The organism is Kitasatospora sp. NPDC002543 (assembly GCF_053594915.1).
Window position 1 is genome coordinate 25,758 of the sequence record NZ_JBSFWR010000084.1, and the last position, 13,568, is coordinate 39,325.

The 13,568-nt window shown below is 74.6% G+C and carries 9 protein-coding genes and 1 pseudogene; 7 read left to right on the forward strand and 3 right to left on the reverse strand.

Annotated features, from left to right (window positions below; all coding sequences use genetic code 11):
- Positions 1-57 precede the first annotated feature (57 nt).
- From serA to ACWD4P_RS28445, 3 genes are all read left to right on the forward strand, one after another.
- Positions 58-1,638, forward strand: coding sequence for a phosphoglycerate dehydrogenase (gene serA, locus ACWD4P_RS28435; RefSeq protein WP_359829498.1), 1,581 nt, complete (start codon positions 58-60; stop codon positions 1,636-1,638).
- 281 nt (positions 1,639-1,919) lie between these two features.
- A complete protein-coding gene (locus ACWD4P_RS28440) occupies positions 1,920-2,081 on the forward strand; it encodes a hypothetical protein (protein ID WP_449781581.1) in 162 nt (53 codons plus the stop codon).
- Positions 2,082-2,407: 326 nt separating this feature from the next.
- The gene (locus ACWD4P_RS28445) at positions 2,408-5,767 is read left to right on the forward strand and encodes a S8 family serine peptidase (RefSeq protein WP_449781582.1); all 3,360 of its coding nucleotides are present in this window, start codon (positions 2,408-2,410) and stop codon (positions 5,765-5,767) included.
- Positions 5,768-5,818: 51 nt separating this feature from the next.
- Here the strand turns inward: ACWD4P_RS28445 and ACWD4P_RS28450 are convergent, their stop codons facing one another.
- Both ACWD4P_RS28450 and ACWD4P_RS28455 read right to left on the reverse strand, forming a co-directional pair.
- Entirely contained in the window at positions 5,819-6,022 is a 204-nt protein-coding gene (locus ACWD4P_RS28450; RefSeq protein WP_449781583.1) for a hypothetical protein, read from the reverse strand.
- Positions 6,019-8,331, reverse strand: a complete 2,313-nt coding sequence (locus tag ACWD4P_RS28455) for a YfhO family protein (protein WP_449781584.1) — start codon at positions 8,329-8,331, stop codon at positions 6,019-6,021. The genes ACWD4P_RS28450 and ACWD4P_RS28455 overlap by 4 nt, the downstream gene beginning before the upstream one ends.
- 138 nt (positions 8,332-8,469) lie before the next feature.
- Between ACWD4P_RS28455 and ACWD4P_RS28460 the strand changes: the two genes are divergently transcribed.
- The 4 genes from ACWD4P_RS28460 (at position 8,470) to cimA (ending at position 13,396) form a co-directional block, all read left to right on the forward strand.
- On the forward strand, positions 8,470-9,036 hold the full coding sequence (locus ACWD4P_RS28460; protein ID WP_359821386.1) for a Uma2 family endonuclease: 567 nt from the start codon (positions 8,470-8,472) through the stop codon (positions 9,034-9,036).
- Between the two features lie 58 nt (positions 9,037-9,094).
- The gene (locus ACWD4P_RS28465) at positions 9,095-10,132 is read left to right on the forward strand and encodes a 3-isopropylmalate dehydrogenase (protein ID WP_449781585.1); all 1,038 of its coding nucleotides are present in this window, start codon (positions 9,095-9,097) and stop codon (positions 10,130-10,132) included.
- Positions 10,133-10,318: 186 nt separating this feature from the next.
- Entirely contained in the window at positions 10,319-11,431 is a 1,113-nt protein-coding gene (locus tag ACWD4P_RS28470; protein ID WP_359821380.1) for a branched-chain amino acid aminotransferase, read from the forward strand.
- Positions 11,432-11,791: 360 nt separating this feature from the next.
- Positions 11,792-13,396 carry a citramalate synthase gene (cimA, locus tag ACWD4P_RS28475; protein WP_359821377.1) on the forward strand — a complete coding sequence of 535 codons (1,605 nt, stop codon included), beginning with the start codon at positions 11,792-11,794 and terminating at the stop codon, positions 13,394-13,396.
- 67 nt (positions 13,397-13,463) lie between these two features.
- Here cimA and ACWD4P_RS28480 read toward each other — a convergent pair.
- Positions 13,464-13,568: pseudogene (locus ACWD4P_RS28480) on the reverse strand (ATP-binding protein); the annotation flags it as partial.

Sequence of the window (13,568 nt, forward strand, 5' to 3'; positions counted from 1 at the left end):
CGCCCTCCACGCCACCTACGTGCCCGGGGGAACCGGACAGTTAAGGACCCCACTGTCGTGAGCAAATCCGTAGTTCTGATCGCCGAAGAGCTTTCGCCCGCCACCGTCGACGCCCTCGGCCCCGACTTCGAGATCCGTCACTGCAACGGCGCGGACCGCACCGAGCTGCTGACCGCCATCGCCGACGTCGACGCGATCCTGATCCGCTCCGCCACCAAGGTCGACGCCGAGGCGCTGGCCGCGGCCCGCAAGCTCAAGGTCGTCGCCCGGGCCGGCGTCGGCCTGGACAACGTGGACGTCGCCGCCGCCACCAAGGCCGGCGTGATGGTCGTCAACGCGCCGACCTCCAACATCGTCACCGCCGCCGAGCTCGCCTGCGGCCTGCTGATCTCCGTCGCCCGCAACATCGCCCCGGCCAACGCCGCGCTCAAGCAGGGCGAGTGGAAGCGCAACAAGTACACCGGCGTCGAGCTGAGCGAGAAGACCCTCGGCGTCGTCGGCCTCGGCCGCATCGGCGTCCTGGTCGCCCAGCGGATGTCCGCGTTCGGGATGAAGATCGTCGCGTACGACCCCTACATCCAGGCCGCCCGCGCCGCGCAGATGGGCGTCAAGCTCGTCACGCTGGAGGAGCTGCTGGAGGTCTCGGACTTCATCACCGTCCACCTCCCCAAGACCCCGGAGACCATCGGTCTGATCGGCGACGAGGCGCTGCACAAGGTCAAGCCGTCCGTGCGCATCGTGAACGCCGCCCGCGGCGGGATCGTGGACGAGGGGGCGCTGGCGGACGCGTTGCGCGAGGGCCGGGTGGCCGGCGCGGGCCTGGACGTGTACGCCAAGGAGCCGTGCACCGACTCCCCGCTGTTCGCCTTCGACAACGTGGTCGCCACCCCGCACCTGGGCGCCTCCACCGACGAGGCGCAGGAGAAGGCCGGCATCGCGGTCGCCCGGTCGGTGCGCCTCGCGCTGGCCGGCGAGCTGGTGCCGGACGCGGTGAACGTCCAGGGCGGCGTGATCGCCGAGGACGTCCGCCCGGGCCTGCCGCTGGCCGAGAAGCTCGGCCGGATCTTCACCGCGCTGGCCGGTGAGGTGGCCGTCCGCCTCGACGTCGAGGTCCGCGGCGAGATCACCCAGCACGACGTGAAGGTGCTCGAACTGTCCGCGCTGAAGGGCGTGTTCGAGGACGTCGTGGCGGAGACGGTGTCCTACGTCAACGCCCCGCTGTTCGCCCAGGAGCGCGGCGTCGAGGTCCGCCTGACCACCTCCAGCGAGAGCCCCGACCACCGCAACGTGATCACCGTCCGCGGCACGCTCGGGACGGGCGAGGAGATCGCCATCTCCGGCACGCTGGCCGGCCCCAAGCTGACCCAGAAGATCGTCGGCGTGGACGCCTTCGACGTGGACGTCGCGCTCACCGACCACATGGCCTTCTTCAAGTACGAGGACCGCCCCGGCGTGGTCGGCGTGCTCGGCCGCCACCTCGGCGACGCGGGCATCAACATCGCCGGCATGCAGGTCGCCCGTGACGGCGGCAACGCGCTGGCCTCCATCACCGTGGACACCGAGATCCCGCAGGACGTCCTCTCGGCCATCGCCGCCGAGATCGGCGCCCGCTTCGCGCGCTCGGTCGACCTGGGCTGACCCGCCCGGACAGGGCCCGGACCGCCGTTCGACCGGCGGTCCGGGCCCTGCTGCGTTCTCCCGGGTGGTGTCCGTCTCAGATACTAGGAAATCCAAGTATTCGTGCAGACACGGCCCGGTCGTGGTCGTACCGTGGAAGGGCCGTACGGTGTGCCGCCCCTGCAGCCAGGGTCCGCGGCCCGTGCAGGCGCGCGCCTTCACGAGCAGGCGATCCCTGCTCCCGCGCTCCCTCCTCCCTCTTCGCGCTCGCCTTCCGCAGCGCCGCTTCCAAGGAGCCCGGTATGTCGCCGACCGCCGACCGCCGCACCACGTCCGCCCCCGCCGCCGCCCCCGTCCGCGCCCCGCGCCGCCGCCGGGCCGCCGAGCGGACGCCCTTCGCCGCCGCCGCGCTGCAGCGCTCGCTGGACCGCCGGGACAACGGCGGGGCGACCGGGCACCACTGAGCCGGTCCCGGCTCCGGGCCCGACCGCGGGCCGGGTGCCGCCGGCGTTCGGATGCCGTCGGCGTTCGGATGCCGTCGGGGTCGAGGGGTCCCGGCGCCCCGCCGTTCAGGCCTCCGGCTCTGGCGTTCATCTGCCGAATGCGCCGTACGGGTCGGCCTGATGTCACCCAGTAGAGTGCAACCCCGTTCCGTTCGAGGGAAGTTGCTCGTCCCCGTCGGCGCGATCATCCTAATTTGGGGGCCCTCGGAGGGGTGATCGACGTCCGCGTGGGCGGGCGTCAGCGACACGGAGTGCGGATCAGTCCCCCTGCCGGGGGAGAGGGCCCAGTGCGTCTGCCACCCGTCCGCCGACCCGCCGCCCGGATCGGCCTCACCCTGGCCCTGCTGGCCGGAAGCGCCGTCCTCGCCGCCACCCCGGCGGCCGGCGGCCCACCCGCCGCAGGACCGCCATCGGCCGGACCGCCGTCGGCCGGACCCCCGGGCCAGGGCCGGACGGTCTCCGTCCTGCTCGAACTCACCACCGAGACGGCCGGCTCCGCCTGGCGGCGCGCCGCCGACGGCGCCCGGCGGGCCCGGCGCTCACCGGAGGCCGCCCGCCGGGAGGCCGCGCAGGCCGGCGCGGCCCAGCGGGCCCGGGCCGGGGACGCGCTCGACCGGCTCGCCGGGGCCGTCCACCGGGCGGCGCCCACCGCCCGCGAGCTCTACCGCACCCGGACGGTGCTCGCCGGCCTCGCGGTCAGCGCGCCCGCCGACCGGCTGCCCGCGCTGCGGGCGCTGCCCGGCGTCCGGGCCGTCCACCCGATCGTCGCCAAACGGCGTGACAACGCCCACTCCGTCCCCCTGACCGGAGCCCCGCAGGTCTGGGCCGGGGACCAGGTGGCCGGCACCGGCCGGGGCACCCGGATCGGGATCATCGACAGCGGCATCGACTACACCCACGCCGACTTCGGCGGCCCCGGCACCGAGGAGGCGTTCCGTTCGGTCGAGCGCGGCAAGCCCGCGCCGCCCGCGCTGTTCCCCAACGCCAAGGTGGTCGGCGGCAAGGACCTGGTCGGCGACGACTACGACCCCGATCCGGCCTCCCCGCACCACCAGCCGGTGCCGCACCCCAGCGACAACCCGATCGACTGCGTGCGCAACGGGCACGGCACCCACGTGGCCGGCACCGCCGCCGGGTACGGCGTCACCGCCGACGGCCGTCCGTACACCGGCCCGTACGGGCCCGGGCTGGACCCGGCCGGCTTCCGGGTCGGCCCCGGCACGGCTCCCGGCGCCCAGCTCTACGCGATCCGGGTGTTCGGCTGCGACGGCTCCACCGACCGGGTCACCGAGGCGCTCGACCTGGCCGCCGACCCGAACGGGGACGGCGACCTGAGCGACCGGCTGGACGTCGTCAACCTCTCGCTCGGCAGCCACTTCGGCAGCACCGACGACACCGACGCCCTGGCCGTCGACCGGCTCGCCGAACTGGGCACCGTCGTGGTCGCGGCGGCGGGCAACGACGGCGACGTGTACGGCATCGGCGGCAGCCCCGGCACCGCCGCCCGGGCGGTCACCGTCGCCGCCTCGGTGCACGGGCACGCCGACGTGGACGGCATCACCGTGCTCGCCCCCGCGGCGCAGGCAGGCACCGTCCCGGCGCACTGGAGCGAGCGCTACCAGGGGTGGTCCACCGCCGACGTCAGCGGCGAACTCGCCCTGCCCGCCGACCAGTCGGACGGCTGCGCCGACTTCAGCGAGGCCGACCGGCAGCGGCTGAAGGGGAGGATCGCGCTGCTCGACTGGAACACCCGCGAACCCGACCGGGCCTGCAACTCCGGCCCGCGCGCCGACCACGCCGCCGACGCGGGAGCGATCGGCGCGGTGTACGCCGCCGACTCCGACCACCTCGCCGAGATCTCCGGCAACGACCGGATCCCGGCCGTGCTGCTGGCGCGCGCCGACGGCGAGCGGCTGCGCCGGGCCGCGGCCGCCGGGCCGGTGCGGGTCCGGCTCGCCGCGGCCGGCAACACCCTGCACGGCACCGTCCCGCAGGACCAGCCGGCCCGGGTCGACACCCTGACCGACTTCACCTCGCGCGGCATCGGCGTCCCCGGCGTGGTCAAGCCCGACCTGGCGGCCCCCGGCGAGAGCATCTGGTCCGCACTGGTGGGCAGCGGCGCCGGCGGCCAGCGCGAGAGCGGCACCTCGATGGCCACCCCGCACGTGGCCGGGCTCGCCGCGCTGGTCCGCGCCGCGCACCCGGACTGGCCGGTCGAACAGGTCAAGGCCGCGCTGATGAACACCACCGCGGACACCTTCCTCGGCGACGACCGCAGCGGACCGGTGTACGGACCCGAGCGGGCCGGCGCCGGGCGGGTCCGGGTGGACGGGGCGGTCCGCACGCCCGCCGTCGCCTACGCGGCGGGGGAGGGCGCCGTGGAGGGCGCCGTCGGGGTCTCCTTCGGCCCGGTCGAGGTCGACGGGCCGACGGAGCCGACCCGGGAGATCGAGGTGCGCAACACCTCGGACAGGCCGCTGGTCTACCGCACGTCGTACGCGGCCTCCACCCGACTGCCGGGCGCCTCCTACCGGGTGGCACCGGACCGGGTCGACGTCCCGGCCGGGGGCACCGCGCGGGTGCGGGTCACCCTGTCCGTACCCGGGGAGCTCGGGCGGGCGCCCGACCCGACGATCGACACCGTGCAGGGCGGCCGCGCCCGCAGCTACCGGGGCGAGCTCTCCGGCCGGGTGCTGCTCACCCCGGTCGGGGACGACACGCTGCCGCAGCTGCGGATCCCGGTGCTCGCCGCCCCGCGCCCGACCGGCGACCTCACCGTGACGGCCGCCGTCCGCACCGCCCGGGACGGCACCCTGGTCACCCTCGGCGGCCGCGCCGCGCCCGCCGGGGACCCGGGGCTGGTCAGCGCCTTCGCACTCGGCGGCGAAGGGCCCCGCTGGCCCGACTGCCCGCCCGGCGGCAGCGGCGGGGCGGTCGCCCCGGGCGCGGGCCTGCGGCCGAAGGACGCGGGGGAGGACGACCAGGAGACCTGCGTCGAGCACCCCGGCGAACGGGCCGCCGACCTGCGCGCGGCCGGCGCCGCCGTCGACTCCGGACTGCTCTACGTGGGAGCACAGCTGTGGGCACCCGCGGCCACCCCGGTGGGGCTGTACGGGGTGCGGGTGGCGCTGGACACCGACGGGGACGGCAGCACCGACGTCATCCTCAAGGCCGACCGGCAGCACGGCAGCGACGTCCTGGTCTCCCGCGCGCTGGACGCCCGCACCGGGGCCGAACTGGACGTCCAGCCGCTCAACGCCCACTGGGGCGACACCGACACAGGGCTGCTGGACAGCGACGTCCTGGTCCTGCCCGTCCGGCTGAGCGCCCTGCCCGGCGTCACCCCCGGGCACAGCACCGTCCGCTACGGCGTGTGGACCGGCTACGCCGGGGGCGGCACGCCGGACGTGGCCGAGGCCTTCGCCTCGATCGGGCTGGACGGCACCAGCCCGTCCGTCCCGCTGGACGTCCTGCGGCCGGCGCTCACCGTGCGGTCCGGCCTCACCGGGCCGGCCGCGGTGCTGGCCCCGGCCGGTCCGGGCGCCGTCCTCGACGTGCGGCGGGCGCGGGGTGACACCTCGCGGCTCCTGCTGCTGTACCACCGCAACCCGGCCGAGCGGCGGGCCCAGGTGCTCGACCTGCCCTGACCGCCGGGTGACCAGGGGCGGCCCACCGGGACTCCGGCGGGCCGCCCCCTCTCATGCGCCGGCGTTCACCCGGGCCGCCCGCCGGCGGTCCCGGCGCGGGGGCCGGGTGGGGCGTCGGGAGAACCGGGCGAACACGGCGACCAGGGCGAGGGCGGCGGCGGTCGCCGAGGCGACGGTCAGGCCCTCGGTGAGGCCGGGCGGCCGGAAGGCGCAGGCGACCCGGGAGGCGCCGCCGCCCAGCGGGACACCGATCATGCCGAGCACGGGGACGGGCGCCGCGTACCGGCCGCCGTCCACCGCGCAGCTCCAGCCGTCGGTGGCCGGGACGGAGAGCAGCGCGGTGCCGGTGGAGCCCGCCGGGAGCGCCGCCGCGAGGGTGTGCCCGCCGGCCTCGACCCGGGTGGCGCCGGTCGCGGTGAGCCGGGCGACGGCGTCCTCCAGGGCGCCGGCCCGCAGGCAGCCGATCGGGCGGGCACCTGGCTCACCACGTCCGACCGCAGCGTCACCCGGACCACGCCGTCCGCGGGGACGGTCCCCAGCCGGTGGATCGGCACGGCCGTGGTGGGCTGCTCGCCGTCACTGCGGAAGACGGTGCCCAGACCGCTGACCGTGCCCCGGTACCAGAGCGCGTGGAAGTAGGCCGTCCCGCCCGGCGTGCAGACGGCGGTGAACACGGTGCCCTCCTGCCCGCCCCCGCCTCCGCCCCCGTTCGGCACCGACCAGCCGCTGGTGCCGTGCAGGGTGGGCGCCGGACCGCCCGCCGGGACGGGCAGCGGAGCGTCGTACACCTGACTGCCGAGCAGCGACTCCAGCCGGGACCAGACCGAGGTGGTCTCCGGGCGGGCACCCGGGGGCAGCACCGTGACCAGCGGCGCGGCGGCCGCCCGGGCGGGGACGAAGCCGTACGGCGGCGGCCCGTCGTCGAGGTGGGCGCGGACGCCGAACAGCGCCTGCCCGACCGGGTCGGTGACGCTCCCGGTCTGCCGCCCGCCGGCCGTCCAGCCCGCGCCGAGATCGTGCAGCAGCAGGGCGGTGACGGTCGGCAGGTAGCCGCTGAACCACCCGCCGCCCTGGCCGTTCAGCAGCAGCGGATCGTTGGGGGTGAAGGCGTGCGGGCCGGGGTCGGCGCGCCCGCGCGGCCAGTCGGCCGCCGCGCGCAGCGCCGCGTGCCCCGCCCGCACGGCCGCCGGGGAGACACCGGCGGAGGGGGCCGCGCCGAGCGTCGCCCACCCGGACCAGACCGCGTTGCCCAGCACCGCCCCGCCGATCACCCAGGTGGCGAGGGCCGTCGCCCGCCGGTCGGCGTGCCGGCGGTCCAGCAGCCACAGCGCGGCCGACAGGACGACGCCGCCGACGGCCGACAGCACCCAGGTACCCGGGTGCGCCGAGGACCGGCCCGCCGCCAGGCCGGCGACCACCGCCACCACGGCGGCGCCGCCCAGCACGGTGAGCCTGTCCGGCCGGTGCGCGAGCGAGACCCAGCCGGCCAGCACCAGCAGGCCGCTGAGCACGAAGGCCACCCGGTACGGCCCGCCGGCCGGGATCGCCAGGCCGTGCCAGACCACCACGGTCGGGGTCCAGAAGAAGCCCGCCGCCACCAGCACCAGCGCCGCGCACCACAGGGCGCGCTCGCGCGGCCGCACCCGCCGGTTGAACGGCAGCCCGCACACCACCAGCAGCCCGAAGACGCCGATCGCCACGTCCGGCAGCCGCTGACCGCCGTCGGCGGCGGGCAGCAGCCGGGCCAGGTGGGCGCCGACACCGGACGGGCCGAGCGGCTCCACCGGGGACTCCGGCTGCGCCCGGCGGGCCGCCAGGACGGAGACGAACAGCACGGGGGAGGCCAGCAGCACCCCGGCGACGGCCATGGTGACGGCCCGGCCGGTGGCCCGGACCCGCAGCCGGAACGGGTACGGGGCGGCGAACAGCCGGACGGCGAACAGCAGTGCCGCCGCCAGGGTGGCCAGCGCGGCGGTGTACAGGTTGCCTGCCCAGGCGAGCGCGACGCACAGCGCGCCGGCCACCCAGTGCCGCTCGCGCAGGCACCAGTCGGCGGCCAGGCCGAGCAGGGGCAGCGAGACCAGCCCCCAGAGCCACATCGGAGCGGCCCCGCCGACGTCCAGCACCCAGGCGCACAGCCCGTACCCGACGGCGGCGAGCGCCCGCAGCCGGCGCGGGCCGGGGTGGAGACGGCCGAGCAGCCGGGTCATCAGGGCGGTGCCGAGGCCGATGGTGGCCAGGGTGACCAGCAGGACGGCGAGCCGGCCCTGGTCGCGGGGGAGGAGCGCGGCGGGCCAGGAGAAGGGGTTCATCAGGTAGGCGAAGAAGTCCGCCAGGAACGGGGCGCCGTAGCCGCTGTTCCAATCGACCAGCAGGTCCCCGGCCGCCTGCCCGTGCAGCAGGTCCCACAGGTGGGCGTGGTACGGCAGCGCCACCGCCTCCACCCCGGCCGGCCACCGCCCGCTCAGCCCGACCGCCAGCCCGTACCCGCCCGCGGCCAGCCCCGCCGCACCCCCGCAGACCAGCACCTCCCGCCGCCGCTCGCCCATCCGCACCCCGTCCACGTGCTCCGCCGAACCCCGCCACCCTAAGCACGCCTCCGCGCGCCACCGGTCACGCGCGCCCCCTCGAAAGGGTGACGCCCGGGGAAGCCCGGCCGAGTAGCCTGAGAGGGCCGTCAGGATCCCCGCATGGGAGGAACCATGAGCATCGCGCCGTACCCCGACTGGATTCGGCCTCCTGCTGGTGGCTACACCGCAGAGGACCTTGACCGGCTGCCTGATCTCCCGCCGCACACCGAGCTGATCGACGGGAGCCTGATCTTCGTGAGCCCGCAGACCGCGTTCCACATGCGCACCCTCCGAAGGCTGGAACGCGCTCTGGAAGACGCTGTGCCGGAGGGGTGGGACGTCTGGCGGGAGATGACGGTGAGGCTGGACCGCCGCAACCGCCCGGAGCCGGACCTCCTCGTGGTCGACGAGCGGGGAGTCACCGGCCCGAAGCAGACCTTCTGCGAAGCGGAAGACGTCCTGTTGGCGGTCGAGGTCGTGTCCGAGGAGTCGGAGGAACGGGACCGGGACACCAAGCCCCGGAAGTACGCGGCCGCAGGGATCAGGCACTTCTGGCGGGTGGAGAGCGACGATGCGGGAAAGCCGGTCGTCTACGTCTATGAGCTCGATCCCTCCACGCGTGGTTATGTGGTTGCGGGCATCTACCACAAGCAGCTGAAGGTCGATCAGCCGTTCCAGGTCGAGATCGACCTGACCTGACCGTCCGCATGGTGGACGGTGGGTGTCAGTACCTGGGACGGCGGAGTAGGGTCCGAGCATGTCTCGCACCATTCGTCTCGCAGTTGTCCCCGGTGACGGCATCGGCCAGGAAGTGGTGGCCGAAGGCCTCAAGGTCCTGGGTGCCGCGCTTCCCGCCGACGTGAAGCTGGAGACCACCGAGTACGACCTCGGTGCCCGGCGCTACCACCGGACCGGTGAGACGCTTCCGGACGACGTGCTGGCGGAGCTGAAGTCGCACGACGCGATCCTGCTGGGCGCCATCGGCGACCCGAGCGTGCCGTCGGGCGTGCTGGAGCGGGGGCTGCTGCTCAAGCTGCGGTTCGCCTTCGACCACCACATCAACCTGCGTCCGGGCCGGCTCTTCCCCGGGGTGCAGGGCCCGCTGGGCGGTGAGCCGGAGATCGACTTCGTGGTCGTCCGCGAGGGCACCGAGGGCCCGTACGTCGGCAACGGCGGCACGCTGCGTACCGGGACGCCGCAGGAGGTGGCCACCGAGGTCAGCCTGAACACCGCGTACGGCATCGAGCGCGTGGTGCGCGACGCCTACCGCCGGGCGCAGGCGCGGCCGCGCAAGAAGCTCACCCTGGTGCACAAGAACAACGTGCTGGTGCACGCCGGGCACCTGTGGACGCGGATCTTCGCCGAGGTCGGCAAGGAGTTCCCCGAGGTCACCACCGACTACCTGCACGTCGACGCGGCGACCATCTTCTTCGTCACCCAGCCGGAGCGGTTCGACGTCATCGTCACCGACAACCTGTTCGGCGACATCCTGACCGACCTGGCCGCCGCCGTCACCGGTGGGATCGGTCTGGCCGCGAGCGGCAACATCAACCCGAGCGGCGAGTTCCCGTCCATGTTCGAGCCGGTGCACGGTTCGGCGCCGGACATCGCCGGCCAGGGCAAGGCCGACCCGACGGCCACCGTGCTGTCGGTCGCCATGCTGCTGGAGCACCTCGGCTTCGCCGCCGAGGCCGCCACGGTGGAGGCCGCCGTCGCGGCGGACCTGGCCGAGCGCTCCGGCACCCGCAGCACCTCCGAGGTCGGCGACGCGCTCGCCGCCCGAGTATCCGGCTGAGGGGCCGGATCGCGCATAACCGCAGCTTGCGGCCCTGGAAACAGGGCGGGCAGCTGTTCGGCACGGCCCTCTGGATGCGAGTATCGACAGTGGGTCGTGCCGTTGTGCGTTCATTCCGGCGAATCTTGCCGAAACGTTTCCGCAGCGGTGGCGGCCCGGACCAACCCCACGGTGAAGGAAACAGCCATGAGCACGGCCACCCAGGCGCCCATCACGTTCGACCTCAAGCCCTCCGCCCACCCGCTGCCCGCCGCGGAGCGCGAGGCCCGGCTGGCCAACCCCGGCTTCGGCCGGGTCTTCACCGACCACATGGTCACCATCCGCTGGACCGAGGGCGTGGGCTGGCACGACGCCCAGCTGACGCCGTACGCGCCGCTGGAGATCGACCCGGCGAACATGACCCTGCACTACGGCCAGGCGATCTTCGAGGGCCTCAAGGCCTACCGCCAGGCCGACGGCTCCATCGCCACCTTCCGTCCGGAGGCCAACGCCGCCCGCTTCCAGGCCTCGGCCCGCCGCCTGGCGATGCCGGAGCTGCCGGTGGAGGCCTTCGTCGAGGCCGTCGAGCTGCTGGTCCGCCAGGAGCAGGACTGGGTGCCGAACGAGCCGGAGCAGAGCCTGTACCTGCGCCCGTTCATGTTCGCCACCGAGGTCGGTCTGGGCGTCCGCCCGGCCAACTCCTACCTGTTCATGATCATCGCCTCGCCGGCCGGCGCCTACTTCCAGGGCGGCGTCAAGCCGGTCTCGGTCTGGCTGTCCAAGGAGTACGTCCGGGCCGCCCCCGGCGGCACCGGCGCCGCCAAGTGCGCGGGCAACTACGCCGCCTCGCTGGTCGCCCAGGCCCAGGCCGCCGAGAAGGGCTGCGACCAGGTCGTCTGGCTGGACGCCGCCGAGCACCGGTGGATCGAGGAGATGGGCGGGATGAACCTGTACTTCGTCTTCGGCGAGGGCGAGGACGCCAGGATCGTCACCCCGGAGCTGTCCGGCGCCCTGCTGCCCGGCATCACCCGCGACTCGCTGCTCCAGCTGGCCGCCGACCTCGGCTACGCCGTCGAGGAGCGCCGGATCTCCACCGACGAGTGGCAGCAGGCGAACGCCGACGGCACCCTCACCGAGGTCTTCGCCTGCGGCACCGCGGCCGTCATCACCCCGGTCGGCTCGGTGAAGTCCGCCGCCGCGGACTGGACCGTCGGCACCGGCGAGCCCGGCCCGGTCACCATGGAGCTGCGCAAGGCGCTGCTGTCGATCCAGGGCGGCCGGACCCCGGACACCCACCGCTGGCTGCACAAGATCGTCTGATCCCGGCGATCCCCGCGGGCCCGGCCCGCGCGTCCCGCATCGCGAGACGCGCGGGCCGGATCCCGGAACCTGTGCAAGACTCCGAACGTGTCCTCGCTGTCGCTGATTATTAGCAGCAGGCGCGCCGGTCCGCAGTGACCGCTCCCGCACGACCCGATGCGGAGCGACCACTAGCGTCCAGACCCGCGCGCAGACCTCTCGCACCCGCGAGGGGTCTTTTTGTTTCTCCCGGACCGGCCGACGGCCCCCACAAGGGGCCCGGGGACACCGGGACCGCGCGCGGGACCATGGACAGTGGAGCCGGGACGGAAAGTCCGGCAGAGCACCACCCAACCTCCCCGAAACGGAGAACCAGGGGTCATGACCGAGGTCACCCGTACCGACGACAGTTTCCACGTGTTCGACACCACGCTGCGCGACGGAGCGCAGCGCGAGGGCATCAACCTCACGGTGGCGGACAAGCTGGCCATCGCCCGGCACCTGGACGAGTTCGGGGTCGGTTTCATCGAGGGCGGCTGGCCGGGGGCGAACCCGCGCGACACCGAGTTCTTCGCCCGCGCCGCCGCTGAGCTGGAGCTGGAGCACGCCCGGCTGGTCGCCTTCGGCGCCACCCGACGGGCCGGCGGCAAGGCGGCGGAGGACCCGCAGCTGGCCGCGCTGGTCGCCTCCGGCGCCCCGGTGATCACCCTGGTGGCCAAGGCGCACGACCGGCACGTGGAGCTCGCGCTGCGCACCACCCTGGACGAGAACCTGGAGATGGTCCGGGACAGCGTCGAGTTCCTGCGCTCCCGGGACCGGCGGGTGTTCATCGACTGCGAGCACTTCTTCGACGGCTACCAGGCGAACCCCGAGTACGCCGTGTCGGTGGTGCGCACCGCGCACGAGGCCGGCGCGGACGTGGTGGTGCTCTGCGACACCAACGGCGGGATGCTGCCCGGCGGCGTCCGGGAGATCGTCGCCGACGTGCTCGCCAGGACGGGCGCCCGGCTCGGCATCCACGCCCAGGACGACACCGGCTGCGCGGTGGCCAACACCCTGGCCGCGGTGGACGCCGGCGCGACCCACGTGCAGTGCACCGCCAACGGCTACGGCGAGCGGGTCGGCAACGCCAACCTGTTCCCGGTGGTCGGCGCGCTGGAGATCAAGTACGACCGCCGGGTGCTGCCCGAGGGCCGGCTGGCCGAGATGACCCGGATCTCGCACGCGATCGCCGAACTGGTCAACCTGACCCCCTCCACCCACCAGCCGTACGTCGGCTACTCGGCCTTCGCCCACAAGGCGGGCCTGCACGCCTCCGCGATCAAGGTCGACCCGGACCTGTACCAGCACATCGACCCCGAGCGGGTCGGCAACACCATGCGGATGCTGGTCTCCGACATGGCCGGCCGGGCCTCCGTCGAGCTCAAGGGCAAGGAACTCGGCTACGACCTGTCCAGCGACCGGGACCTGGCGGGCCGGGTGGTGGCCAAGGTGAAGGAGCAGGAGAACCTCGGCTACACCTACGAGTCCGCCGACGCCTCCTTCGAACTGCTGCTGCGCGACGAGGTGCGCGGCGGCCGGGACCGCTTCTACACCCTGGAGTCCTGGCGGACCATCAGCGAGCAGGGGCCGAAGGGCTTCACCGGCAACGAGGCCACCGTCAAGCTGTGGGCCAAGGGCGAGCGCCGGATCGCCACCGGCGAGGGCAACGGCCCGGTCAACGCGCTGGACCAGGCGCTGCGCGCGGCCCTGGAGGGCATCTACCCGCCGCTGGCCACCTTCGAGCTGGTGGACTACAAGGTCCGCATCCTGGAGGGCCAGCACGGCACCGGCTCCAAGACCCGGGTGCTGATCGAGTCCACCGACGGCAACGCCACCTGGTCGACGGTCGGCGTGGCCGACAACGTGGTCGCCGCCTCCTGGCTGGCGCTGGAGGACGCCTACACCTACGGGCTGATCCGGGCCGGCCTGGAGCCGACCGAGTAGCGGCCCCGAACGCACCGGTGGCCCGCGGGACTCCGACCGGAGTCCCGCGGGCCACGGTCGTGCGCGATCACCGCAGTCGGGCGAGGAGGGCGTGTTCGACGAGGGTGATGAGGGCGCTCTTGGCGCTGTCGCGGCGGCGGGCGTCGAGGGTGATGACGGGGGTGTCGGCGCC

Bases quoted from the DNA above. Each gene is read 5' to 3' on its own strand.
- ACWD4P_RS28440 (WP_449781581.1), top strand. From the start codon at position 1,920: ATGTCGCCGACCGCCGACCGCCGCACCACGTCCGCCCCCGCCGCCGCC.
- cimA (WP_359821377.1), top strand. From the start codon at position 11,792: ATGACCGAGGTCACCCGTACCGACGACAGTTTCCACGTGTTCGACACC.
- ACWD4P_RS28465 (WP_449781585.1), top strand. From the start codon at position 9,095: ATGTCTCGCACCATTCGTCTCGCAGTTGTCCCCGGTGACGGCATCGGC.
- ACWD4P_RS28470 (WP_359821380.1), top strand. From the start codon at position 10,319: ATGAGCACGGCCACCCAGGCGCCCATCACGTTCGACCTCAAGCCCTCC.
- ACWD4P_RS28450 (WP_449781583.1), bottom strand. From the start codon at position 6,022: ATGATCGGTGTCCCGCTGGGCGGCGGCGCCTCCCGGGTCGCCTGCGCC.
- ACWD4P_RS28460 (WP_359821386.1), top strand. From the start codon at position 8,470: ATGAGCATCGCGCCGTACCCCGACTGGATTCGGCCTCCTGCTGGTGGC.